The sequence below is a fragment of the Streptomyces similanensis genome (genome assembly GCF_039543625.1).
Lineage (GTDB): Bacteria > Actinomycetota > Actinomycetes > Streptomycetales > Streptomycetaceae > Streptomyces > Streptomyces similanensis.
Map to the genome: position 1 here is coordinate 48,992 of NZ_BAABKC010000014.1, position 21,396 is coordinate 70,387.

At 75.4% G+C, this 21,396-nt stretch carries 22 protein-coding genes; 11 read left to right on the forward strand and 11 right to left on the reverse strand.

The annotated features are described in order from the left end of the window. Positions 1–91: 91 nt before the first annotated feature. Complete coding sequence (locus ABEB07_RS06060; protein ID WP_164583980.1) at positions 92–334, reverse strand: DUF397 domain-containing protein; 243 nt, start codon at positions 332–334, stop codon at positions 92–94. A 218-nt stretch (positions 335–552) separates the two neighbouring features. Between ABEB07_RS06060 and paaK the strand changes: the two genes are divergently transcribed. Continuing rightward, complete coding sequence (paaK, locus tag ABEB07_RS06065) at positions 553–1,845, forward strand: phenylacetate--CoA ligase PaaK (RefSeq protein WP_345667343.1); 1,293 nt, start codon at positions 553–555, stop codon at positions 1,843–1,845. Positions 1,846–1,874: 29 nt separating this feature from the next. On the opposite strand, the gene ABEB07_RS06070 is transcribed toward paaK, so the two are convergent. From ABEB07_RS06070 to ABEB07_RS06090, 5 genes are all read right to left on the reverse strand, one after another. Next, complete coding sequence (locus ABEB07_RS06070; RefSeq protein WP_345667344.1) at positions 1,875–3,377, reverse strand: acyl-CoA synthetase; 1,503 nt, start codon at positions 3,375–3,377, stop codon at positions 1,875–1,877. A gap of 116 nt (positions 3,378–3,493) precedes the next feature. After that, positions 3,494–3,685, reverse strand: coding sequence for a DUF2795 domain-containing protein (locus tag ABEB07_RS06075; RefSeq protein WP_164583983.1), 192 nt, complete (start codon positions 3,683–3,685; stop codon positions 3,494–3,496). A 98-nt stretch (positions 3,686–3,783) separates the two neighbouring features. After that, complete coding sequence (locus tag ABEB07_RS06080) at positions 3,784–5,385, reverse strand: phytoene desaturase family protein (RefSeq protein WP_345667345.1); 1,602 nt, start codon at positions 5,383–5,385, stop codon at positions 3,784–3,786. 104 nt (positions 5,386–5,489) lie between these two features. Beyond that, a complete protein-coding gene (locus ABEB07_RS06085; protein ID WP_345667346.1) occupies positions 5,490–6,419 on the reverse strand; it encodes an oxygenase MpaB family protein in 930 nt (309 codons plus the stop codon). A 28-nt stretch (positions 6,420–6,447) separates the two neighbouring features. Then, positions 6,448–6,840 (reverse strand): ferredoxin, encoded by a 393-nt coding sequence (locus tag ABEB07_RS06090; RefSeq protein ID WP_176147944.1) that lies wholly within the window; start codon positions 6,838–6,840, stop codon positions 6,448–6,450. Between the two features lie 134 nt (positions 6,841–6,974). On the opposite strand from ABEB07_RS06090, the gene ABEB07_RS06095 reads away from it, so the two are divergent. The 7 genes from ABEB07_RS06095 to dhaM all read left to right on the forward strand — a co-directional run bounded on the left by ABEB07_RS06095 (position 6,975) and on the right by dhaM (position 11,218). After that, positions 6,975–7,379, forward strand: coding sequence for a ChaB family protein (locus tag ABEB07_RS06095; protein ID WP_345667347.1), 405 nt, complete (start codon positions 6,975–6,977; stop codon positions 7,377–7,379). Between the two features lie 60 nt (positions 7,380–7,439). Next, positions 7,440–7,796, forward strand: a complete 357-nt coding sequence (locus tag ABEB07_RS06100; RefSeq protein WP_164584598.1) for a DUF6479 family protein — start codon at positions 7,440–7,442, stop codon at positions 7,794–7,796. A gap of 228 nt (positions 7,797–8,024) precedes the next feature. Continuing rightward, on the forward strand, positions 8,025–8,516 hold the full coding sequence (locus ABEB07_RS06105; protein WP_164584599.1) for a DUF1360 domain-containing protein: 492 nt from the start codon (positions 8,025–8,027) through the stop codon (positions 8,514–8,516). 84 nt (positions 8,517–8,600) lie between these two features. Beyond that, the gene (locus tag ABEB07_RS06110; protein ID WP_345667348.1) at positions 8,601–9,059 is read left to right on the forward strand and encodes an ATP-binding protein; all 459 of its coding nucleotides are present in this window, start codon (positions 8,601–8,603) and stop codon (positions 9,057–9,059) included. A gap of 99 nt (positions 9,060–9,158) precedes the next feature. Next, positions 9,159–10,151 (forward strand): dihydroxyacetone kinase subunit DhaK, encoded by a 993-nt coding sequence (gene dhaK / locus ABEB07_RS06115; protein ID WP_345667349.1) that lies wholly within the window; start codon positions 9,159–9,161, stop codon positions 10,149–10,151. A gap of 46 nt (positions 10,152–10,197) precedes the next feature. Beyond that, on the forward strand, positions 10,198–10,806 hold the full coding sequence (gene dhaL, locus ABEB07_RS06120; protein WP_345667350.1) for a dihydroxyacetone kinase subunit DhaL: 609 nt from the start codon (positions 10,198–10,200) through the stop codon (positions 10,804–10,806). 1 nt (position 10,807) lies between these two features. After that, positions 10,808–11,218, forward strand: coding sequence for a dihydroxyacetone kinase phosphoryl donor subunit DhaM (gene dhaM / locus ABEB07_RS06125; protein ID WP_345667352.1), 411 nt, complete (start codon positions 10,808–10,810; stop codon positions 11,216–11,218). A gap of 538 nt (positions 11,219–11,756) precedes the next feature. Here dhaM and ABEB07_RS06130 read toward each other — a convergent pair. Next, entirely contained in the window at positions 11,757–12,527 is a 771-nt protein-coding gene (locus tag ABEB07_RS06130; protein ID WP_345667362.1) for a glycoside hydrolase family 75 protein, read from the reverse strand. 390 nt (positions 12,528–12,917) lie between these two features. Here ABEB07_RS06130 and ABEB07_RS06135 point away from each other — a divergent pair, with 390 nt between their 5' ends. Further along, entirely contained in the window at positions 12,918–13,925 is a 1,008-nt protein-coding gene (locus ABEB07_RS06135; protein ID WP_425588962.1) for a fibronectin type III domain-containing protein, read from the forward strand. A 182-nt stretch (positions 13,926–14,107) separates the two neighbouring features. Continuing rightward, a complete protein-coding gene (locus ABEB07_RS06140) occupies positions 14,108–14,644 on the forward strand; it encodes a hypothetical protein (RefSeq protein WP_345667353.1) in 537 nt (178 codons plus the stop codon). Positions 14,645–14,671: 27 nt separating this feature from the next. Here ABEB07_RS06140 and ABEB07_RS06145 read toward each other — a convergent pair whose 3' ends face one another. From ABEB07_RS06145 to ABEB07_RS06155, 3 genes are all read right to left on the reverse strand, one after another. Beyond that, a complete protein-coding gene (locus ABEB07_RS06145) occupies positions 14,672–15,235 on the reverse strand; it encodes a PadR family transcriptional regulator (protein ID WP_345667354.1) in 564 nt (187 codons plus the stop codon). A gap of 38 nt (positions 15,236–15,273) precedes the next feature. Then, positions 15,274–17,289 carry an NADPH-dependent 2,4-dienoyl-CoA reductase gene (locus ABEB07_RS06150; protein ID WP_345667355.1) on the reverse strand — a complete coding sequence of 672 codons (2,016 nt, stop codon included), beginning with the start codon at positions 17,287–17,289 and terminating at the stop codon, positions 15,274–15,276. A gap of 172 nt (positions 17,290–17,461) precedes the next feature. After that, positions 17,462–17,833 (reverse strand): hypothetical protein, encoded by a 372-nt coding sequence (locus ABEB07_RS06155; RefSeq protein WP_345667356.1) that lies wholly within the window; start codon positions 17,831–17,833, stop codon positions 17,462–17,464. Between the two features lie 285 nt (positions 17,834–18,118). On the opposite strand from ABEB07_RS06155, the gene ABEB07_RS06160 reads away from it, so the two are divergent. Continuing rightward, the gene (locus tag ABEB07_RS06160; RefSeq protein WP_345667357.1) at positions 18,119–20,197 is read left to right on the forward strand and encodes a SpoIIE family protein phosphatase; all 2,079 of its coding nucleotides are present in this window, start codon (positions 18,119–18,121) and stop codon (positions 20,195–20,197) included. Positions 20,198–20,244: 47 nt separating this feature from the next. Here the strand turns inward: ABEB07_RS06160 and ABEB07_RS06165 are convergent, their stop codons facing one another. Beyond that, positions 20,245–21,063 (reverse strand): putative protein N(5)-glutamine methyltransferase, encoded by an 819-nt coding sequence (locus ABEB07_RS06165; RefSeq protein WP_345667358.1) that lies wholly within the window; start codon positions 21,061–21,063, stop codon positions 20,245–20,247. Between the last annotated feature and the right edge of the window lie 333 nt (positions 21,064–21,396).

A 21,396-nucleotide genomic window follows, 5' to 3' on the forward strand; every position in this document is an offset into this window, starting at 1 on the left:
GCTCCAGCCTTGCTCAGGCGGGCGCCCCGGTGGGGCTTGATTGATCGCGTGTCCCCGAAAGCGCGGTGAACACCCCCGGATCGGCGTCCGCTCAGGTGAGGTCGAACTCCCCTTCCCGGGCGCCCGACACGAACGCGCCCCATTCCGCCGGGGTGAAGATCAGGGAGGGACTCTCCGGGCGCTCGCTGTTGCGCATCGCGATGAATCCCTCGACAAAGGCGATCTGGACATCCCCCAGGCCACGGCTGCTGGACTGCCACTCGGCGTTGCTCAGGTCCAGCTCCGGCTTGTCCCATCCCGCGAGCGGGTGCTGCTGGACAGTGCTCTCGGCCACGTCCGTGCTCCTCCCGATTCCGTCGTCCGCGGGTCAGCCTAGCGATCGTGCCGAGCCGCCGACAGGCCACGTGAGGGGGACCTTGGGACAGCTGTGGCCTGCCGGGTTTTTCTCCGCCGGCCTCTTGCCCGCCGGGGGGTGGCCTGGATTAGGGTCCCCAGCATCTCGACCGAATGATCGGTCGACCGTATTGTCATGTTTGTTGAGGGAGAGTCCCGATGGCGGGTACGACGGAGCTGCTGGACTCGGGGGAACGGCTCGACGCCGGGGCGCTGCGAGCCCTCCAGCTGGAGCGGCTGCGCTCCTCGCTGCGGCACACGTACGAGAACGTGCCGTTCTACCGGGAGTCCTTCGACGAGGCGGGCGTGCGCCCCGACGACTGCCGCTCCCTCGCCGATCTGGCCCGCTTCCCGTTCACCGTCAAGGCGGACCTGCGGGAGCACTATCCGTACGGGATGTTCGCGGTGCCCCGCGAGCGGGTGCGCCGCCTGCACGCCTCCAGCGGCACCACCGGCCGCCCCACGGTCGTCGGCTACACCGAGAGCGATCTGTCGATGTGGGCGGACATGGTGGCCCGCTCGCTGCGCGCGGCCGGCGCCCGGCCCGGCGACGTGGTCCACGTGGCCTACGGCTACGGCCTGTTCACCGGCGGCCTGGGCGCGCACTACGGCGCCGAACGGCTCGGCTGCACGGTCGTCCCGGCCTCCGGCGGGATGACCGCCCGCCAGGTGCGGCTGATCCAGGACCTGCGGCCGAGGATCATCATGGTGACGCCGTCGTACATGCTCACCCTGCTCGACGAGTTCGAGCGGCAGGGCGTCGATCCGCGCTCCACCTCGCTGGAGGTGGGCGTGTTCGGGGCGGAGCCGTGGACCGAGGGGATGCGGCGGGAGATCGAGGAGCGGTTCGGGATCGACGCGGTCGACATCTACGGCCTCTCCGAGGTGATCGGACCGGGCGTCGCCCAGGAGTGCGTGGAGACCAAGGACGGCCTGCACGTCTGGGAGGACCACTTCTTCCCCGAGGTGGTCGACCCGGTCACCGGGGAGGTGCTGCCCGAGGGCGCGGAAGGGGAGCTGGTGTTCACCTCGCTCACCAAGGAGGCGATGCCGGTGATCCGCTACCGGACGCGGGACCTGACCCGGCTGCTGCCGGGCACGGCGCGGGTCTTCCGGCGGATGGAGAGGATCACCGGGCGCAGCGACGACATGGTGATCCTGCGCGGGGTGAACCTCTTCCCGACCCAGATCGAGGAGATCGTGCTGCGCACCCCGGGCGTCGCGCCGCACTTCCAGCTCCGGCTGACCCGCGAGGGCCGGCTCGACGCGCTCACCGTCCGGGCCGAAGCCCGTCCCGGCGCGGTGCCGGCGGCGCGTGAGACGGCCGCCCGGTCCATCGCGGCCGCGGTGAAGGACGGCGTCGGGGTGTCGGTGACGGTGGAGATCGTGGAACCGGAGTCCCTGGAGCGGTCGGTGGGCAAGATCAGGCGGATCGTGGACCTGCGCTCCTGAGCGGCGTCCCCGCGCGCCGTCCCCGCGGGTCAGGACCGTGCGGCGAACCGGTCGCGCAGTTCCCGCTTGAGGATCTTGCCGCTGGCGTTGCGCGGCAGCTCCGGCACGAAGAACACCCGCTTGGGCGCCTTGAAGGCGGCGAGTGCCTCGCGGGCGTGGCCGATCAGTTCCTGCTCGGTGACCTCGCCGCGCGGGACGACGAACGCGGTGACGGCCTCGATCCAGCGCTCGTCGGGCAGGCCGACCACCGCGGCCTCGGCGACCCGCGGGTGGGTGTACAGCGCGTCCTCGACCTGGCGCGAGGCGACCAGCACGCCGCCGGAGTTGATGACGTCCTTCACCCGGTCGACGATCGTGTGGTAGCCGTCGGCGTCGCGCACCGCGAGGTCGCCCGAGTGGAACCAGCCGTCGCGGAAGGCGGCGGCCGTCTCCTCGGGCTTGTCCCAGTAGCCCTCGCACAGCTGCGGCGAGCGGTAGACGATCTCGCCGGGCGTGCCGTCGGGCACGTCCTCGCCCCGCTCGTCCACCACGCGGGCGTCCACGAAGAGCACGGGCCGGCCGCAGGAGTCCATCCGGCCGGTGTGCTCGTCGGGGCCGAGGACCAGGGCGAGCGGGCCGATCTCGCTCTGCCCGAAGCAGTTGTAGAAGGCCAGTTCCGGCAGCCGGGCGCGCAGCCGCTCCAGCACGGGCACCGGCATGATCGAGGCGCCGTAGTACGCCTTGCGCAGTCCGCCGAGGTCGCGGGCGGCGAGGTCGGGGCGGCCGGCCAGGGCGATCCAGACGGTGGGCGGGGCGAACAGGCTGTCCGCGCGGCCCGCCTCGACCAGGTCGAGGAGGCGGTCGCCGTCCGGGGCGTCGAGGATGACGTTGGTCGCGCCGACGGCGAGGTAGGGCAGCAGGAAGACGTGCAGCTGCGCCGAGTGGTAGAGCGGCAGCGCGTGCACCGGCCGGTCCCCCGCCCGCAGGTCCAGGGCGGTGATCGCGCTCAGGTACTCGTGGACCAGCGCGCGGTGGGTCATCATCGCGCCCTTGGGCAGGGCGGTGGTGCCCGAGGTGTACAGGAGCTGCGCCAGGTCCTCGGCGCGCGGCTCGGGGCCGTCGTACGGCACGGCGTCCGCGAGCCGGGCGAGCAGCGAGTCGCCGGTGTCGCGCAGGGGCAGCGAGGCGGCGCCCGCCGGCAGCCGTCCGGCGAGGTCGGGGTCGGCGAGGACGAGGGCGCTGCCGGACTGGCCGACGAGATAGGCGAGGTCGGCGCCGGTGAGGTTCTGGTTGACCGGCACGTGCACCAGGCCCGCGCGGGCGCAGGCGAGGAAGGCGATCAGATAGGCGTCGGAGTTGTGTCCATAGGCCGCGACCCGGTCGCCGGGGGCGAGGCCCGCGCCGAGCAGGACGGCCGCCGCGCGGGAGACGGCGTCGTCGAGTCCGGCGTACGTCCAGGAGCGCTCGCCGTACTCGACGGCGACGCGCGCCGGGGTGCGGCGGGCGCTGCGCCGCAGGATCGCGCCGACCGTGCTGCCGTGTCCAGGGGTCATGGCAGCTGATCCTCGGCCCGCGGCGGGGCGAGGTCAAGGAGTCGGAAGGGGCCGGGAACGCGGCGCAGGCCCGCTTCCCGGGCGGGGCGGCGGGCCTGCGGCGGCGAGCGGGGGCGTCACTCGTTGAAGACGGCCTTCTGCACCTCGTTCGGTCCGTCGAAGTGGTCCTGCTTGAGGCCGTCGAGCCGGCTGACGATCTTGTCGTTGGCCTTGTTCTCGCGGGCCCGGTCCACCAGGTGCTGCTTGTCCGTGGGATAGTCGGCGCCGCTGAGCGCCTTCTGGAGGTCGATGGGGCTGAGGTCGGCCATGGGAACCTCCCGTGGGGGGTGGTGCGGCCGCCGCGCGGGCGGCCGGGTCGTGCGGGTTGTCCTTCGCCTGTCGGAGTGCCCAGCGACGGCGGAGGCATTCAGTCAGCCGAGGGCCGCCCTTCCTCCAGCACCGCCATGGCCGCGTTGTGCCCGGGCACTCCGCTGACCCCGCCGCCGCGCACCGCGCCCGCGCCGCACAGCAGCACGTTCGGCCGCCCGGTCGCCACGCCCCAGCGGCCGGCGCCCTCCTGGGCGTAGGGCCAGCTCAGCGCGCGGTGGAAGATGTTGCCGCCGGGCAGCCGGAGGTCGCGTTCCAGGTCCAGCGGGCTCCTCGCCTCGATGCAGGGCCGGCCCTCGGCGTCGGTGGCCAGGCAGTCGGCGAGCGGTTCGGCGAGGTGGGCGTCGAGCTGGGCGAGCGTGGCCTTCAGCAGCTCCTCGCGTACGGCGTCGTGGTCGGCGGTGAAGAGGCGGGCGGGGGTGTGCAGGCCGAACAGGGTGAGCGTCTGGTAGCCGCGCCGGGCCAGGTCGGGGCCGAGGATGGTGGGGTCGGTCAGGGAGTGGCAGTAGATCTCGGAGGGCGGCGCGCTGGGCGGGCGGCCGGCGGTGGCCTCGGCGTGGGCGGCGGCCAGCTGGCGGTAGCCCTCGGCGATGTGGAAGGTGCCGGCGAACGCCTCGCGCGGGTCGACGGCGGTGTCGCGGAGCCGGGGCAGCCGCTTGAGCAGCATGTTCACCTTGAGCTGCGCGCCCTCGGCCGGCGGCGGCGGTGCGTCGCCGGTCAGCGCGGCCAGGGTCTGCGGGGAGGCGTTGACCAGGACGTGCCGGGCGCCGACCGTGCGTTCGCCGCCGTCACGGGTGCGGTAGGCGACCTCGGCGGCGCGGCCGTCGGAGGTCACCCGCAGCGCTTCGTGGCCGGTGGCGAGGTGCGCGCCGGCCGCGCGGGCCGCGTCGGCGAGCGCGTCGGTCAGGGCGCCCATGCCGCCGACCGGTACGTCCCAGGCGCCGGTGCCGCCGCCGATCACGTGGTACAGGAAGCAGCGGTTCTGCGCCAGGGACGGGTCGTGGGCGTCGGCGAAGGTGCCGATCAGGGCGTCGGTGAGGACGACGCCGCGCACCAGGTCGTCGGCGAAGCGGTCCTCGACGGCGACGCCGATCGGCTCCTCGAACAGGACGCGCCACGCCTCCTCGTCGTCGACCCGGCGGCGCAGCCGCGCGCGGGTGGGCAGCGGCTCGGTGAGGGTGGGGAAGACGCGCGCGGCGACGCGGCCGGTCAGGGCGTAGAAGCGCCGCCATGCCGCGTACTCGCGGTCGGAGCCGGTGAGCCGGGCGAAGGAGCGGCGGGTGCGGTCCTCGCCGCCGCCGACGAGCAGGCCGGTGGGCCGGCCGGACCGTTCGACGGGGGTGTAGGAGGAGATGGTGCGGGTGCGCAGCCGGACGTCCAGGCCGAGATCCCGGACGATCTTGTGGGGCAGCAGGCTGACCAGGTAGGAGTAGCGGGAGAGGCGGGCGTCGACGCCGGTGAACGGGCGGGTGGAGACGGCCGCGCCGCCGGTGTGGTCGAGCCGTTCCAGCACCAGCACCGACCGTCCCGCCCGGGCCAGGTAGGCGGCGGCGACCAGTCCGTTGTGCCCGCCGCCGACGATCACCGCGTCGTACGTTCCGCCGGGTGCCGCCATGCCGCCGGGTGCCGCGTGTGCGCTCATGACTCTTGGTAGCACGCGGCGATCCGGGGCTGCCAGGGGGCCGGGCGCCGGTGGGGGCCGGCCCTGGTGGGGTCATCGAGGGGTGGGGGCGGTGCCGGGCGGGGTCATCGACGGGCCGCGTACGGTGCCGGGCGGGTCTCGGGGCCGAGTCGGGCCACCGCGCGGAGCACGTGCCGGGGCGGGAGCCGCCAGCGCACCTGGGCGGGGACGCGGCGCAGCAGGGCGCCGGTGGTGCGCAGCCGGCGGGTGACCACGGCGGGCGCGGGCGCCGCCCGGCCGTACAGCTCGTGGGCGTACGGGGGCAGGGCGGCGTACGCCAGGTGGGCCACGCGCCGCCACAGCACCGCGCGCGCCGGGACGAGCAGGGGGTGCGTGGGCGGCCGACGCAGGAAGTCGTCCACCGCGCGGGCGTCGGCCCCGACGGCGAGTTCGGGACGCACCGCCTCGAAGTAGGCGGCCAGTGCGGCCCGGTCCGCGGGCACGGCGGCGGGGTCGAGGCCGACCAGGCGGGCGCTGGTCCGGTGTTCGGCGATGTAGCGGTCGGCCTGGGCGTCGGTGAGCGGGAAACCGGAGCGGCGCAGCACGTGCAGGTAGGAGTCGATCTCCGCGCAGTGCACCCACAGCAGCAGGTCGGGCGCGTCGACCGGGAACCGCTCCCCGGTGTCCGGGTCGGTGGCCGACAGCTTGCGGTGGATCGCGCGCACCCGCGCGCCGGCGCGTTCGGCGGCCTCGGTGGTGCCGTACGTCGTGGTGCCGACGAAGTCGGCGGTGCGCCGGAGCCGGCCCCAGGCGTCGCGCCGGAAGTCGGAGTTCTCCATCACGCCGCGCACCGCGCGCGGGTGCAGGGCCTGGAGGTACAGCGCCCGGATGCCGGCGATCCACATCACGGGGTCGCTGTGCAGCTGCCAGGTGACCGAGGCGGGCCCGAAGAGGCCGGGGTCGCCCGCGGGCACGGCCTGAGCCCGTGCCACCCGCTCGGCCCGTGCCGCCCGTGCCGTCCCTACCGTGCGTGGCGTCCGCTCCGTCGGCTCCATGCCGGAAGGCTAGCGCCGTGCGGGCGGGTCAGGTCAGGGTCGCGAGGAACTCCTCGCACGCCTTGGCGCAGGTGCGGCAGGCGTCCGCGGTCTGCTCGGCGCCCGGGTGCCGGTCGAAGACGTGCGCGCCCTCCAGGCACACGGTCCGGCACCACTCCAGCTGGGCGCGGATGCCGGCCTCGTCCTGGCTGTTCTGCTCGGACAGGATGCGGCAGGTCGCGTCGCAGACCTCCGCGCACATGATCCCCTTGCGGCGCAGGAGTTCCTGCTCCTCGTCGCCGCCCGGATCCACCAGGCTCGCGCGCAGCGCACAGGCCCGCGCGCACTCCGTGCACGCCTGCGCGCAGGCGAACCGGTCCTCCAGGAACTGGATGAGTTCCTGTTGCGAAGTCGTCGATGGGGTCGTGGATGTCGAAGTCACATTCGGGCGGGTAGCCGGTGCCACCCCCGCCAAACCCTGTGTTCCCAAGGGGTACAGCCGTTTTCCGCCGCCCCCGTGGGGCACCCGTCGGCCCGCGGGAGAACGTAGGACGAGAGCGACGGGAGGTGGGATCCGTGCCCGGACGACAGGAGCTGCCGTCGACGCTGGAGCGCTCGTCCGAGGACGCCCGGCGGACCTGGATCAAGGCCCACGACTCGGCCGTGGAGACGTACGGCGAGGGCGAGCGGGCGCACCGGGTGGCGTACGGCGCGCTGAAGCACCTGTACGAGAAGGTCGGCGACCACTGGGAGCGCAAGGAGGGCGGCCGCAAGGGTCCCTCCGACCCGCGGTCGGCCCGGCCCCGCGGCCAGGGCGGCCGCAGCGGCGAGGGCGTCGACGAGAGCGCCTCGAAGGAGCACCTGTACGACACGGCGAAGCGGCTCGGCATCGAGGGACGCTCCCGCATGTCGAAGGGCGAACTGCTGGACGCCATCCGCAAGGCGAACCGCTCCAGCACCCGGCGGGCACGGGAGAAGTGAGCGGGCGGGCGTCGCCCGAGCGGGCCGGTTCACGGCGCTGACCTGGGGTACCCGCGCTCCATGAGAACCGCATCGCTGGACATCGCCGCAGCCCAGGGAACCCACGTCTGGCCGTTCGCGGGCATCGGCCTGGTCGTGGTCGCGCTGCTGATCGGCGCCTTCTTCCTGGGAGCCCGCATCCGCCGCCGCGAACCCGCCCCGCCGCGCCCGGAGGAGCAGCCGCGCCTGCCCGACTCGGGCCCCGTGGGCGACGTGCTGGAGAACAGGGAGCCCGACGAGATGCCCCGCGACGGCGACCGTCTGACGCCGCACCGGCTGAACGCGCACGGTTCGCGGACCAGCGCCGACCAGACGCGCCCGCGCTGGGACGAGGGCGGCAGCGGCTCGTTCGGCAGCGGTGGGCCCGGCGGCCACTGACCCGCCGCCGTACGGCACACCCGAGCAGCGGGGCGAGCCGAAGGGCGACCGCACGGAGAGCGGGCGGCACATCCGACGCGACGGCACCGCGCACGATCGTTCGTGCGCGGTGCCGTCGCGTTGTCCCGTCGCCGCACGGGTGCGTGTGGCGGGGAACGGGGCGGGGCACTCGGGGCCGGGTGACGACCGGGCCCGCACCACGGGCCCGGCAGGACGAGGGAGGTCCGCATGGCGGCCGGCAAACGGTCCTACGACGACGGCGGCGGGGTGCCCCTGGGCGGGTACGCGGCGCTCGCGACGGCCTTCGCCGCGGGCGCGACGCTGTTCGCCGCGACGGCCCGGCGGCGCGGGGTGCGGCTGCCGGACCACGTCCCGCCGTGGGACGTGCTGCTGCTGGGCGCGGCGACGTACAAGGGGTCCCGGCTGCTGACCAAGGACAAGGTCACGAGCTTCCTGCGGGCTCCCTTCACCCGCCGTACGGAGGAGATCCCGGCGGGCGAGGTGATGGACGAGCCGCGCGGTGACGGGGTGCGGCGGGCCGTCGGCGACCTGGTGTCCTGCCCGTTCTGCAGCTCGGTGTGGGTGGCCGGCGCCCTGGCCGGCGGCTACGCGTGGGCGCCCCGGGCGACCCGGCTGGTGTGCGCGGGGCTCGGCGCGGTGACACTGGCGGACTGGCTCCAGTACGCCTGGAGCTTCACGGAGCAGCGCGTGGAGGGCTGAACGCCCGGGCGCGAGCGCAGGAGGCGGGGCCGGGGGGCGGGGCCGGGCGGTGAAGGCGTCCCAGGGCGGAGGGGGCGGCGCGGGGTGACCGAGTCGGCGGTGGTGGTCGGGCTCCGGGCGTCGGGCAGGCCGGCCTTCTCCCGCGGTCACCTGGCCGGCCGTTTCGGCCTGGTCGGCGAGGACCTCTTCCCGCGCGGGGCGCGCGGCCGGCAGGCCCGGCAGACGTGGCCGATCGAGGAGGAGCCGGGCGCGGGCCGCCCGGTGGCCGTCGGCGACACCCGCCCCTCCCCCGAGGAGCGGCGCCCCCTGGTGGCCGCCGGGCACGCGCACGGCGCCACCGTCCTCGCCCACTGGTTCCCGCCCGATCCAGCCGGATCCCCGCGCCGCGAGGCCCTGCGCGCGGCCCGCGCCCGCGTGCCGGACGCCGGCGTCCGGGCGACGTCGGGCCGGCCGCGCCGCCCCACCCGGGCCGCCGGGTTCGACGCCGTGCACGCCGTGCGTCGCGACGGCCGCGGCGGACGCGAGATCCACCCGACCGCCTGACGGGCGCCCCCGCGCGACCCCGCCGTCGCGGTCCGCGCACGTGACCTTCGGTGCCGCAAGGTCGATACTGCGGGTAGGCCGGCTCAGTAGGAGGTACCCATGAGGATGCTCATCAACGTCGCCGAGACCGTCGTCGCGGACGCGCTGCGCGGGATGGCCGCCGCCCATCCCGAACTGACGGTCGACGTGGAGAACCGGGTGATCGTACGGCGGGACGCTCCCGTGGCCGGGAAGGTCGCCCTGGTCTCCGGCGGCGGGTCCGGGCACGAGCCGCTGCACGGCGGGTTCGTGGGCCCGGGGATGCTGTCGGCGGCCTGTCCGGGCGAGGTGTTCACCTCTCCGGTCCCCGACCAGATGGTGCGGGCCGCGGCGGCGGTGGACAGCGGGGCGGGTGTGCTGTTCGTCGTGAAGAACTACACGGGCGACGTGCTCAACTTCGACATGGCGGCCGAACTCGCCGAGGACGAGGGCATCCAGATCGCGAAAGTGCTGGTCAACGATGACGTCGCGGTCACCGACAGCCTGTACACGGCCGGCCGGCGCGGTACCGGGGCCACCTTGTTCGTGGAGAAGATCGCGGGCGCCGCGGCCGACGAGGGACAGCCGCTGGAGCGGGTGGAGGCGATCGCCCGGCAGGTCAACGAGAACTCCCGCAGCTTCGGCGCCGCGCTGAGCGCCTGCACCACCCCCGCCAAGGGCAGCCCCACCTTCGACCTGCCGGCCGGCGAGCTGGAGCTGGGCATCGGCATCCACGGCGAGCCGGGCCGGGAGCGGCGGCCGATGATGACCTCGGGCGAGATCGCCGACTTCGCGCTCAACGCGGTCCTGGAGGACCTGAACCCGCGCAACCCCGTGCTGCTGCTGGTCAACGGCATGGGCGCCACCCCGCTGCTGGAGCTGTACGGCTTCAACGCCGAGGTGCACCGGGTCCTCGCCGAGCGCGGGGTCGCCGTGGCCCGCACGCTGGTCGGCGACTACGTCACCTCCCTCGACATGGCGGGCGCGTCGGTCACGCTGTGCCAGATCGACGAGGAACTGCTGCGGCTGTGGGACGCGCCGGTGAACACGCCCGGTCTGCGCTGGGGCGTGTGATCCCCCGGCCGTGCCTGAACCGTACCTACCACGCAAGGGAGATCCTGTGCTCGACGCCGACTTCTTCCGCCGTTGGATGACGGCGACCGCCGCGTCCGTCGACCGCGAGGCCGACCGCCTCACCGCTCTCGACTCGCCGATCGGGGACGCCGACCACGGCAGCAACCTCCAGCGCGGGTTCCGGGCCGTGCGGGCCGAACTGGAGAAGGAGGCGCCGGACACGCCGGGCGGAGTCCTCACCCTGGCCGGGCGGCACCTGATCTCCACGGTCGGCGGGGCGTCCGGGCCGTTGTACGGGACGCTGCTGCGCCGGACCGGCAAGGCGCTCGGCGACGACGCCGAGGTGAGCGAGGAGCAGTTCACGCAGGCGCTGCGGGCGGGGGTGGACGGGGTGATGAAGCTGGGCGGCGCCTCGGCGGGCGACAAGACCATGATCGACGCGCTGGTGCCGGCCGTGGAGGCGCTGGGCGACGGTTTCGCCGCGGCCCGCTCCGCCGCCGAGGAGGGCGCCGAGGCGACGACCCCGCTCCAGGCGCGCAAGGGCAGGGCGAGCTATCTGGGCGAGCGGAGCAAGGGGCATCAGGACCCGGGCGCCACGTCGTCCGCGCTGCTGATCGCGGCGCTCGTGGCGGCTGCCGAAGGGGCGGAGGGCTGACATGGGCGACGGCAAGCTGGTCGGAATCGTGCTGGTGTCGCACAGTGCGGCGGTCGCGGAGTCGGTGGCCGAGCTGGCGAAGGGGCTCGTGGGCGGCGGCGTGACGGTGCCGGTGGCGCCGGCGGGCGGGCGGCCGGACGGCGGCCTCGGCACCAGTGCGGAGCTGGTCGCCGCGGCGGCCGCCTCCGTCGACCGGGGCGCGGGGGTCGCCGTCCTGACGGACCTGGGCAGCGCGGTGCTCACCGTGAAGGCGCTGCTCGCCGAGGGCGACGAACTGCCGGAGGACACCCGTCTGGTGGACGCCCCGTTCGTGGAGGGCACGGTCGCCGCGGTCGTCACGGCGGCCACCGGCGCCGACCTCGACGCGGTGACGGAGGCGGCCACGGAGGCGTACAGCTACCGCAAGGCGTGAGGCGACGTCCGCGCCCGGAGGACGGCCGGGCCCTGCCCGCACCGGCCGCCCGGCCGGGACGGCCCGGGACCCACGCCCGTCCCCCGGCCCCCGCGGGCCCACCGCCGCGGACCGCGACCGGCGATGGCGGCCGCCCGAAGCCACGGCCCCGCGCCGCCACCGCGTAGCGCGAACCCGCCCCGGCCGCAGGCAGCCGCGGGCCGACGACCGGCCAGGGTTCCACCGCCGCCCGCCGCCCGCCGCCCCGGACTCCGCCCGCCGCCCCGGACTCCGCCCGCCGCCCCGGACTCCGTCCGGCGGGGACGGCCGCCCCGGAGTACCGACGGCCGCGTGTCGCCACCGCGCGCCATGAGCCCACGCCCGGCCGAGGCGGCTGCGGGCCGCACCCGGTCCGGGGCCGGTGCGGGCGTCGGTCTCGTGGGCGAGCGTGGGCGGGGCGAGCCGGCGCGGGTCGCGTACCGGCGCGGGCGGGTGGGACCGGGCACCGCTCGGGACGGGAGGCAGCTCGGCGGCCCCGGGCCGGAAGGGGCCGGCTGGGTCAGTCTGTGGGGAGCTCGGTGCCGGTGCTGGTCAGCAGGCGCCGGACCAGGCGTTCGCCCTCCGCCACCGCGGCCCGGTGGCTCTCGATGGGGCGGACCCGGGAGTGCTCGAAGACGATGTAGGTCACGCCCGAGCGGGCGCCGCCGCCGCGCGGGTCGGCGGGGATGCCGAGGCGCCGGGCCGCGGCGTAGCTGGCCTCGCCGAGGAGGTCGCGCGGGCCGATGTCGCCCACCACCGCGTACTCCACCCGGCCCCGGTAGACGATGGCCGCGACGGAGCCACCGCCCACCGCGTGGTCGCGGTGGTCCCAGACGCGGCTCGGGGCGGGCAGCACGATGTACGGCAGCCGCTCGGCGTTCAGCCGGCGGCCGTCGGACTGCTGGTAGGCGGCGGAGGCCGAGAAGTGCGGGTCGGTGCGGCGGTTGCAGCGGCGGGTGGGCCGGCCGTCGCAGTCGATGTCCATGTCGGCCTTCCAGAAGACCGCGCCGGGCAGCCCGCAGACCGGGATCGTGGCGGGCCGGCCGGCGTCCGGGCGGAGCCGGCCGCGCGAGACCTGCGCGCAGTCGCGTACCAGGGCCAGCAGGTCGGCGGCGCGCACCTCGCCCTCGCCGCGTGCCGTCGCCCCCTCGCCGCGCGCCGCCGGTTCCCCGGTGTGCGCCACGGGCTCCTCGCGGGGCCGGTCCGGCGGCGGCGCGGGGGCGGTGGGCAGCGTCGTCGGAGCGAGCAGGGCGGCGCTCGCCGCGACGAGCGTCAGCGACTGGACACGCACGATGGGGAACCCTCTCCTCGGGGACATGAAAGGACATTCCTCACATATGAATGGAAGGTGATCGCGGCCCACGTTAGGTGACCGGGCGGCGCATGGCCCGCAACACGTGCGGGGCGGCCGGGGGCGGAGCCGCGCGGGCCCGGCCCCCGACCGCCCGCGCCGGCGCGGGCTCAGCGACGACAGCGGTCCGCGCCTCGGCACGAACTGGTCTTTGACGGACGGCAGTTCGGCCGGGATGACGTCAGCATACGCAACCCGGCGCGGAGGCCGCCCAGGGCCGCCGGACACCGCCCTCTTGATGTGCCCTCACCGAGGCGGCATATTGGTCCGGACCATTGACCGTGCGGCGTCCGGGCCGTCCGCGCCGCAGTTGACGGGGAGGCAGCCCTCGTGCGACGCGTTCCGGGTCCTGTCCCCCGCCGTGGCCGCGCTCCCGGGCGTGTCGTCGCGGTGTGCGGCGCGCTGGCCGTCCTGGCCGGCTGCGCGCCGGGCGCCGCGGACGACGACGGGGGCGCGCTGCCCGGAGCGCCGGCCGGGGTCACCGCCACGGCCGGCAGCGCGACCAGCGTGCACGTCATGTGGAACGCGGTCGCCGCCCGGCCGGGCGTCCGCGTCTACGAGGTGTACCGCGGCGGCGCCAAGGTGACCGACGTACCGGCGTCCGAGCACATGGTGGACGTCACCCGGCTGGCCCCGGCGACCGCGTACGTCTTCACCGTGCGCGCCCGCGACACCGAGGGCCGGCTCGGGCCGCCCAGCCGGGAGGCGCGGGCGACGACGCCGGCCGCCGCCGCGGCGGACCGCTCGGCCCCGACCCGCCCGCTCGACCCGCGCGGCCGGGCGATCGGCAGCCGGGCCGTCCAGCTGTCCTGGTCGGCGGCCACGGACGACCGGCGCGTGACCTCCTACGACGTCTACCAGGGGACGACGAGGATCCACAGCGTGGGCGGCGGCCAGACGGCGACCGTGGTCACCGGGCTGCGGCCGGGCACCCGGTACTCCTTCACCGTCCGGGCCCGCGACGCGGCCGACAACCTCTCCCCCGCCAGCCCGCCGGTCCGGCTCACCACCGCGCCCGGCTCCGACGACGGCCGGGGCACCGCGCCCACCTCCTTCCACGCGGCGACCCACCGCACGGACGGCGCCTACTACCTCGACCTGGACTGGGTCGCGCCGCGCACCGACGGCGTGGTGACGGAGTACCAGATCCAGCTGGACGGGCGGCCGGCCACCTCCCTCGTCTGGGGCGACTCCGCGCCCCGCGGGAAGGCGTCGTACAGCTTCTACCTGGGCCGCGAAGCCGGGGAGAGCCACCGGGTGCGGCTGCGCGCCCGGCTGCCGGACGGCACCTGGGGCGGCTTCACCCCCGAGCGCGCGGTGACCACCGGGCGGCCGTAGTCCCGCGCGGCCGGACTCCGGCGGCACGAGGCGCCCGTGCCCGGCCGTCACCCGAGCGGGCGCGCCGGAGGTGCGGCGGCCGGGCCGAGGGCGTTGGCTGCCCCTGAGGCAGCACGGGCGATTCCCTCTCTCCGGCGGCACATGGGATGGTCCGCCGACCGTGCCGCCGGAGGAGAAGTCCCATGCACAGCACCCAGCCGCTCCTCCGTACCCCCCCGGCCGCGGCGGCCGCCGCCCTCGCGCTCGGGCTCGCCGCCGGACCGGCGGCGGCGGGCGCGGGCATCGCCGTGAAGGCCATCGGCTCCACGGTGTCGGTCACCACCAGCGCGTGCACCCTGGTCGACGGCGGCTGGGGCACGGCCTCGCTGCTCGCCGGCGGGCAGACCAGCTTCGCGCAGGGCCGCCGGATCGCGCTGGCGGGGACGACCGTCAGCCAGTCGGCCGCCTGGCAGAGCGTGCCCGCGGGCACCTACACCGTGATCGTGGTGTGCGCGAACAACATGACGGCGGGCACCCAGTCCGTGGTCGTCTCCGCCGCCTCGGCCCCGACCGCCCGCGCCACGACCGCGCCGTCGCGCGGGGTGATGGGCGGCCTCGGCGGCGCCGCCCGGGACTACGGGCCGCTCACCCTCGCCGTGGGCGGCGGCCTGGTGGGCGTGGCGCTGATCGCCACCGGCTGGGTGCTGCGCCACCGCTCCCGCCCGTACCGGCTCCGATGAGGCGTCAACGCCGCGCCTGACAGAGCGTCAGTTGTGCTCGGCAGGGCTGTTGTCGGGCGGCAGCCGGGCGAACTCGGACAGGGCGTGCTGGAGCCACTGGGTCCAGAAGGTCTCCAGGTCGATGCCGGCCCGCAGCACCAGATGGCGCAGCCGGTCGGCCGAACTGTCCTTGCCGGGCGGGAAGTCACGCTCCTCGATCTCCCGGTACTCCGCCAACTGCCGCTCGTGCAGCTCAAGATGGCGTGCGAGTTCGGGCCCGAGACCTCCCGTCCCGACCACCGCGGCGGCGCGCAGCCGCAGCAGCAGGACGTCCCTGAGCGGCTTGGGCTCCTGGGAGGCGGCCGTCCAGCGGACCAGTTCCGCGCGGCCCGCCGGCAGCACCTCGTAACTCTTCTTCTGCCCGCGGGCCGGCTGCTCGGTCGGCAGCGCGCGGATCAGGCCGTCCGCCTCCAGCCTGCCCAGCTCCCGGTAGATCTGCTGGTGCGTCGCCGACCAGAAGTAGCCGATCGACTTGTCGAAGCGGCGCGTCAGCTCCAGCCCCGACGACGGCTTCTCCAGCAGGGCGGTGAGGATGGCGTGCGGGAGTGACATGCGGTCATCCTAGGGAAGGCCGGTGGACGCCCGGGGCCCTACAGCGCCGCCGCCAGTTCGGTGCCCTGCTTGATCGCGCGCTTAGCGTCCAGTTCGGCGGCCACGTCCGCGCCGCCGATGAGGTGCACGGAGCGGCCCGCGGCGACCAGGTCCCGGTACAGGTCGCGGCGCGGCTCCTGTCCGGTGCACAGCACGACGGTGTCCACCTCCAGCACCGTGCTCGCGCCGTCCACGGTGATGTGCAGGCCCGCGTCGTCGATCCGGTCGTAGCTGACGCCGGGGACCATGGTGACGCCGCGGTGCTTTAGTTCGGTGCGGTGGATCCAGCCGGTGGTCCTGCCGAGTCCGGCGCCGACCTTGGTGGCCTTGCGCTGGAGCAGGTGCACGGTGCGCGGCGGTGCGGGCCGCTCGGGCGCGGCCAGGCCGCCGGGGGCGCGGTAGTCGGTGTCGACGCCCCAGGCGCGGAAGTACGCCGCCGGGTCCTCGCTCGCCTTGTCGCCGGCGTCGGTGAGGTACTCGGCGACGTCGAAGCCTATGCCGCCCGCGCCGAGGATCGCGACCCGGTCGCCGACGGGCGCGCCGTCGCGCAGGACGTCGAGGTAGCCGACGACGCTGGGGTGGTCGACGCCGGGGATCTCGGGGGTGCGCGGGGTGACGCCGGTGGCGACGACCACCTCGTCGTGGCCGTCGAGGTCGGCGGCGTCCACCCAGGTGTCCAGCCGCACCTCCACGCCGTGCGCGGCGAGCTGGTGGCGGAAGTAGCGCAGGGTCTCGTCGAACTCCTGCTTGCCGGGGACCTTGCGGGCGACGTTGAGCTGGCCGCCGATCTCGCTCGCGGCGTCGAACAGCGTGACGCGGTGGCCGCGTTCGGCCGCCGAGACCGCGCAGGCGAGGCCGGCCGGCCCGGCGCCGACGACGGCGACGTGCTTGCGCCGCCGGGTCGGGGAGAGCACCAGCTCGGTCTCGTGGCAGGCGCGCGGGTTGACCAGGCAGGAGGTGATCTTCCCGCTGAAGGTGTGGTCGAGGCAGGCCTGGTTGCAGCCGATGCAGGTGTTGATGGCCTCGGGCCGGCCGGCGGCGGCCTTGTTGACGAACTCCGGGTCGGCGAGCATCGGCCGGGCCATGGAGACCATGTCGGCGCAGCCGTCCGCGAGCAACTGCTCGGCGATTTCGGGGGTGTTGATGCGGTTGGTGGTGACGAGCGGGACGGAGACCGCGCCCATCAGCTTCTTCGTCACCCAGGTGTAGGCGCCGCGGGGCACGGAGGTGGCGATGGTGGGGATGCGGGCCTCGTGCCAGCCGATGCCGGTGTTGATGAGGGTGGCGCCGGCGGCCTCGACGGCCCGGGCGAGCCGGACGACCTCGTCCAGGGTGGAGCCGTCGGGCACCAGGTCGAGCATGGAGAGCCGGTAGACGACGATGAAGTCCTCGCCGACCGCCTCGCGCACCCGGCGCAGGATCTCCAGCGGGAAGCGGGTGCGGTGGTCGTACGAGCCGCCCCAGCGGTCGGTGCGGCGGTTGGTCCGCGCGGCGGTGAACTCGTTGATCAGGTAGCCCTCGGAGCCCATGATCTCCACGCCGTCGTAGCCGGCCTGCCGGGCGAGGCGGGCGGTGCGGGCGTAGTCGTCGATGGTGCGCTCGATGTCGGCGTCGGTGAGTTCGCGCGGCACGAAGGGGCTGATGGGCGCCTGGAGGGGGCTCGGGGCGACCAGGTCGCGGTGGTAGGCGTAGCGGCCGAAGTGCAGGATCTGGAGGGCGATCCGGCCGCCCTCGCGGTGGACGGCGTCGGTGACGACGCGGTGCTGGGCGGCCTCCTCCTCGGTGGTGAGCTTGGCGCCGCCCTCGTAGGGGCGGCCCTCGTCGTTGGGGGCGATGCCGCCGGTGACGATGAGGCCCACTCCGCCGCGGGCGCGGGCCGCGTAGAACTCGGCCATCCGTTCGAAGCCGCGCTCGGCCTCCTCCAGGCCGACGTGCATGGAGCCCATCAGGACGCGGTTGGGCAGGGTGGTGAAGCCCAGGTCGAGCGGGCTCAGCAGGTGCGGGTAACGGCTCATCGGGCCCTCCGTGGCGACGTCGTACCCGCCAGTTGTAGAGGACGCCGGGGCCTTTTTGCAACTAGTTGCACAAACGCTGGGCGCACGGGAGCGGCGGCCGCGGGCCGGGTCCGGTCACTCCGACGGCCGTACGGCCGCCGCCTTCCTCACCGGCGGCGGCTGTACGGGTGACTCAGCGGGTCTCCAGCCGCACGTGCAGCTCGCGCTCCTGGTCGCCGGAGGCCGTGCACAGGTCCTGGACGGTGAACAGGGAGTCCAGGGTCGTGCGGAACCGGTCGATCGCCCAGTAGCCGCCCTGCACGTCGGCCGTGACGGACGCCCCGAGCCGGGTGGGACCGCACTCGGCCCCGTGCGTCCCGGCCACGTCGAAGGTGCCGAGCCACACCGTGGGACGCACCTCGTCGAAGTCCCGCGGCGCCTCGCCCGCGCACCGGTCGGAGTCGTAGCAGGCGCACAGGGCGTCGAACACGACCCGGGCGTCCTCCTTGCTGCACCCGCTCAGCTCCACCGAGACGGATTGCGGATGCGCTCGCTCGCTGTCCATCGTGATCGCTCCTCTCGTGACCGCGCCGTGCTGCCGCGCGGACTCCTCGAAGCCGAGCCCCGCCCTCGTCCCCAGCAAAGCACCACCCGCCGTCCGGGGCACTGCCGGCGGCCTCCGCGTCCTCGCCGGAAGCGGTCCTTCCGGCCGGTTCGGCGGGACGGCCGCCCGGGTGGTGAGGGATGGTGGAGGAGAGCGACGGACCCTCGGAGAGGTGAGCGTGGGCGCGGTGCAGCGGGGCGTGTCGGCGGCGGCCGGCCGCGTGGACGGGCGAAGGCGGTGCGGGCGATGAACGCAGCCGGGGGGCTTCCGGCCGAGGGCGGCGAGCCGCCCCGCGGTCCGGTGCCGCCCAGCGGGCTGCTCGACGTGCTGGGCGTGGCCTCGGTGGTCCTGGACGACGAGGGCCGCATCGTGCTGTGGAGCCCGCAGGCCGAGGAGCTGTTCGGCTACAGCGCGCGGGAGGCGCTGGGCCGGTCGGCCGCCCGGCTGATGGTGCACAAGGAGCACCTGGACGTGGTGGTGCAGCTGTTCGCCGACGTCCTGATCACCGGCCGGGGCTGGGCGGGAGCCTTCCCGATCCGGCACAAGGACGGCAGCACGCGCATGGTCGAGTTCCGCAACATGCGGCTGCTGGACGACCGGGGGGACGTGTACGCGCTCGGGCTCGCCGCCGACCAGTCGACCGTGCGGCGCCTGGAGCGGGACGTGGCGCTGTCCGAGCGGATCGTCTCGCAGTCCCCGATCGGGCTGGCCGTCCTGGACACCGAGCTGCGCTACGTCTCCGTCAACCCGGCCCTGGAGCGGATCGACGGCGTCCCGGCCGCCCAGCGGCTCGGCCGTACGATCCCGGAGGTGCTGCCGCAGCTGAACGCCGACAAGGTGGAGTCCGCGACCCGCCGGGTGCTGGAGACCGGGCAGCCGGTCGTCGACGTCTTCACCGTCGGCCGCACCCCCGCCGAACCCGACGAGGACCAGGCCTGGTCCATCTCGCTGTACCGCCTGGAGGACGCCGTCGGCACCATCCTGGGCGTGGCCGTGTCGATCGTGGACGTCACCGAGCGGTACCGGGCGGGCATCGAGGCGGAGGCCGCCCGGCGCCGCCTGACCCTGATCGCCGACGCCACCACCCGGATCGGCACCACCCTGGACCTGGACCGCACGGCGCGGGAACTGGCCGAGGTCGCCGTGCCCGAGCTGGCCGACGTGGCGGCCGTGGACCTGCTGGACGCGGTGGTCGGGGGCCGCCGCAGCAGCCTGGGCCCCACCGAGCCGGCCGTGTTCCGCGCCCTGGCGGTGCGGGCGGACCGCGCGGCCGACGCCCTGGAGGCCGCCGACCCGCCCGGCCAGATCGCCCGCTACGGCCCCGACCGGCTGGTCACCCAGTGCGTGCGCACCGGGCAGCCGGTGCTGCTGGCGCACGTCGGCGAGGAGGACCTGACCTGCATCGCCCGCTCCCCCGAGGCGGCCGTGCTGCTGGGCCGCGCGGGGGTGCACTCGTACCTGGCCGTGCCGCTGATCGCGCGCGGGGAGGTGCTGGGCGCGCTGGACCTCAAACGCACCCGCAATCCGCGGCCCTTCGGCGAGGACGACGTCCTGCTGGCCCGGGAGCTGGCCTCCCGGGCCGCCGTGCAGATCGACAACGCCCGCTGGTACCAGAACGTCCGGGACACCGCCCTGACCCTCCAGCGAAGTCTGCTGCCCCGGCACCCGTCCGTCACCGGCGGCCTGGAGGTCGCCTCCCGCTACCAGCCGGCGGGGGCCACCATCGAGGTGGGCGGCGACTGGTTCGACGTGATCCCGCTGACCGAGGACAAGACGGCGCTGGTGGTCGGGGACGTGATGGGCAGCGGGATCGGCGCGGCCGCCACGATGGGCCGGCTGCGCACCGCGACCAAGGCGCTGGCCTCGCTGGACCTGGACCCGGCCCGGCTGCTGGAGCACCTGGACCGCATCACCGACGGCCTCGACCACTCCATCGCGACCTGCCTGTACGCCATTCACGACCCGCACGCGCGGGAGTGCCGGATCGCCAACGCCGGGCACCTGCCCCCGGCCCGGGTCCGGCCGGGCCGGCCGGCGGAGCTGCTCGACCTGCCCACCGGGGTGCCGCTGGGCGTCGGGGGCGTGCCGTTCGCCACCACCGCCGTCGACCTGGAGCCGGGCGACCAGCTGGTGCTGTACACCGACGGGCTGGTGGAGACCCGCCGGCACCCGCTGGACGAGCGCCTGGACACGCTGCTGTCGCTGCTGGACGACCCGGAGCGCCCGCTCGAAGAGCTGTGCGACCTGCTGCTGCGGACCCTGCACCAGCCGGACAACCACGACGACGTGGCCCTGCTGGTGGCCCGGGCGCAGCCGCTGGCGTGAGCCGGCCGCCCGGCGGGCCCACGGCGCGGCCGGGGCGCCCGGCGGGCCTATCGCGCTGTGCCGACCACGACGGTGGCGCACAGCTCAGCCGAGACGGCGAGGCGCGCGGCGAGACCCGCCGCCGCGAAGGCGGCCAGGGCCGCGGGCGCCTGCCGCTCGCTGGTCTCGACCAGGAGGCAGCCGCCGGGGGCGAGCCAGCGGGGGGCCTCGGCGGTGACGCGGCGCAGGACGTCCAGCCCGTCGGCGCCGCCGTCGAGGGCGGCCGCGGGTTCGTGGTCGCGGGCCTCGGGCGGCAGCAGGGCGACCTCACGGGTGGGGACGTAGGGGACGTTGGCGGCGAGGATGTCGACCCGGCCGCGCAGTGCGGCCGGCAGCGCGTCGAACAGGTCGCCCGTGTGCACCCGGCCGGCGGCGGGGCGCACGTTGCGCCGGGCGCAGCGCACCGCGACCGGGTCGATGTCGGCGGCGTGCAGTTCGACCGGTCCGAGCGCGTCGGCCAGCGCGGCGCCCACCGCGCCCGAGCCGCAGCACAGGTCCACGACGAGCCGGGCGTGCGGCGCCTGGGCCACGGCCTCGTCGACGAGCAGTTCGGTACGGCGCCGGGGCACGAAGACGCCCGGTTCGACGGCGATCCGCAGACCGTGGAACCCGGCCCAGCCCAGGACCTGTTCGAGGGGCAGGCCCGAGGCGCGCCGCCGCACCAGCGCGGTCAGCTCCCGCGGGGTGCGCGCCGCGGCGAGGATCAGCTCGGCCTCGTCCTCGGCGAAGACGCAGCCGGCCGCACGCAGCGCGGTGACGACCTCGGCGCGTGCGGCGGGCGGGAAGGGTGTGACGGGTGTGACGGGCGGAGAGGGAAGTTCGGACATGGCGGGCGGAGACCTTTCGGGAGGCGAAGGGCGCTCCCGCGATCACCCGGCGGCGGTGGACCGCGCCGCTGCGGCGAGGAGGGAGAGCACCCGACCTGACACTGCGGTAATGGGTCTCACCTCCTTGGCCTGCGGCGGCCGGGACCGTCCGCGACCGCAGGTCACCTTACCCCAACCCTCAGACGGCGACGGTCTCTTCGGTCTCCTCCTCGACGGCCTCGGCCGCCTCGCGGGTGCGGGCGTCGCCGTCGGCGCCGGACTCCCGGAGCGCGGGCGCGGAGGGGGCGCCGGCGGCGGAGTGGGGACCGCCGGCCGCGTGGGCGCCGGCCGCGT

Excerpts from the sequence above, each read along its gene's own strand:
- ABEB07_RS06165 (WP_345667358.1), bottom strand. The coding sequence starts at position 21,063 with ATGTCCGAACTTCCCTCTCCGCCCGTCACACCCGTCACACCCTTCCCG.
- ABEB07_RS06155 (WP_345667356.1), bottom strand. The coding sequence starts at position 17,833 with ATGGACAGCGAGCGAGCGCATCCGCAATCCGTCTCGGTGGAGCTGAGC.
- dhaM (WP_345667352.1), top strand. The coding sequence starts at position 10,808 with ATGGGCGACGGCAAGCTGGTCGGAATCGTGCTGGTGTCGCACAGTGCG.
- ABEB07_RS06070 (WP_345667344.1), bottom strand. The coding sequence starts at position 3,377 with ATGACCCCTGGACACGGCAGCACGGTCGGCGCGATCCTGCGGCGCAGC.
- ABEB07_RS06105 (WP_164584599.1), top strand. The coding sequence starts at position 8,025 with ATGGCGGCCGGCAAACGGTCCTACGACGACGGCGGCGGGGTGCCCCTG.
- ABEB07_RS06150 (WP_345667355.1), bottom strand. The coding sequence starts at position 17,289 with ATGAGCCGTTACCCGCACCTGCTGAGCCCGCTCGACCTGGGCTTCACC.
- ABEB07_RS06145 (WP_345667354.1), bottom strand. The coding sequence starts at position 15,235 with ATGTCACTCCCGCACGCCATCCTCACCGCCCTGCTGGAGAAGCCGTCG.
- ABEB07_RS06100 (WP_164584598.1), top strand. The coding sequence starts at position 7,440 with ATGAGAACCGCATCGCTGGACATCGCCGCAGCCCAGGGAACCCACGTC.
- paaK (WP_345667343.1), top strand. The coding sequence starts at position 553 with ATGGCGGGTACGACGGAGCTGCTGGACTCGGGGGAACGGCTCGACGCC.
- ABEB07_RS06080 (WP_345667345.1), bottom strand. The coding sequence starts at position 5,385 with ATGAGCGCACACGCGGCACCCGGCGGCATGGCGGCACCCGGCGGAACG.
- ABEB07_RS06140 (WP_345667353.1), top strand. The coding sequence starts at position 14,108 with ATGCACAGCACCCAGCCGCTCCTCCGTACCCCCCCGGCCGCGGCGGCC.
- ABEB07_RS06085 (WP_345667346.1), bottom strand. The coding sequence starts at position 6,419 with ATGGAGCCGACGGAGCGGACGCCACGCACGGTAGGGACGGCACGGGCG.
- ABEB07_RS06075 (WP_164583983.1), bottom strand. The coding sequence starts at position 3,685 with ATGGCCGACCTCAGCCCCATCGACCTCCAGAAGGCGCTCAGCGGCGCC.
- dhaK (WP_345667349.1), top strand. The coding sequence starts at position 9,159 with ATGAGGATGCTCATCAACGTCGCCGAGACCGTCGTCGCGGACGCGCTG.
- ABEB07_RS06160 (WP_345667357.1), top strand. The coding sequence starts at position 18,119 with ATGAACGCAGCCGGGGGGCTTCCGGCCGAGGGCGGCGAGCCGCCCCGC.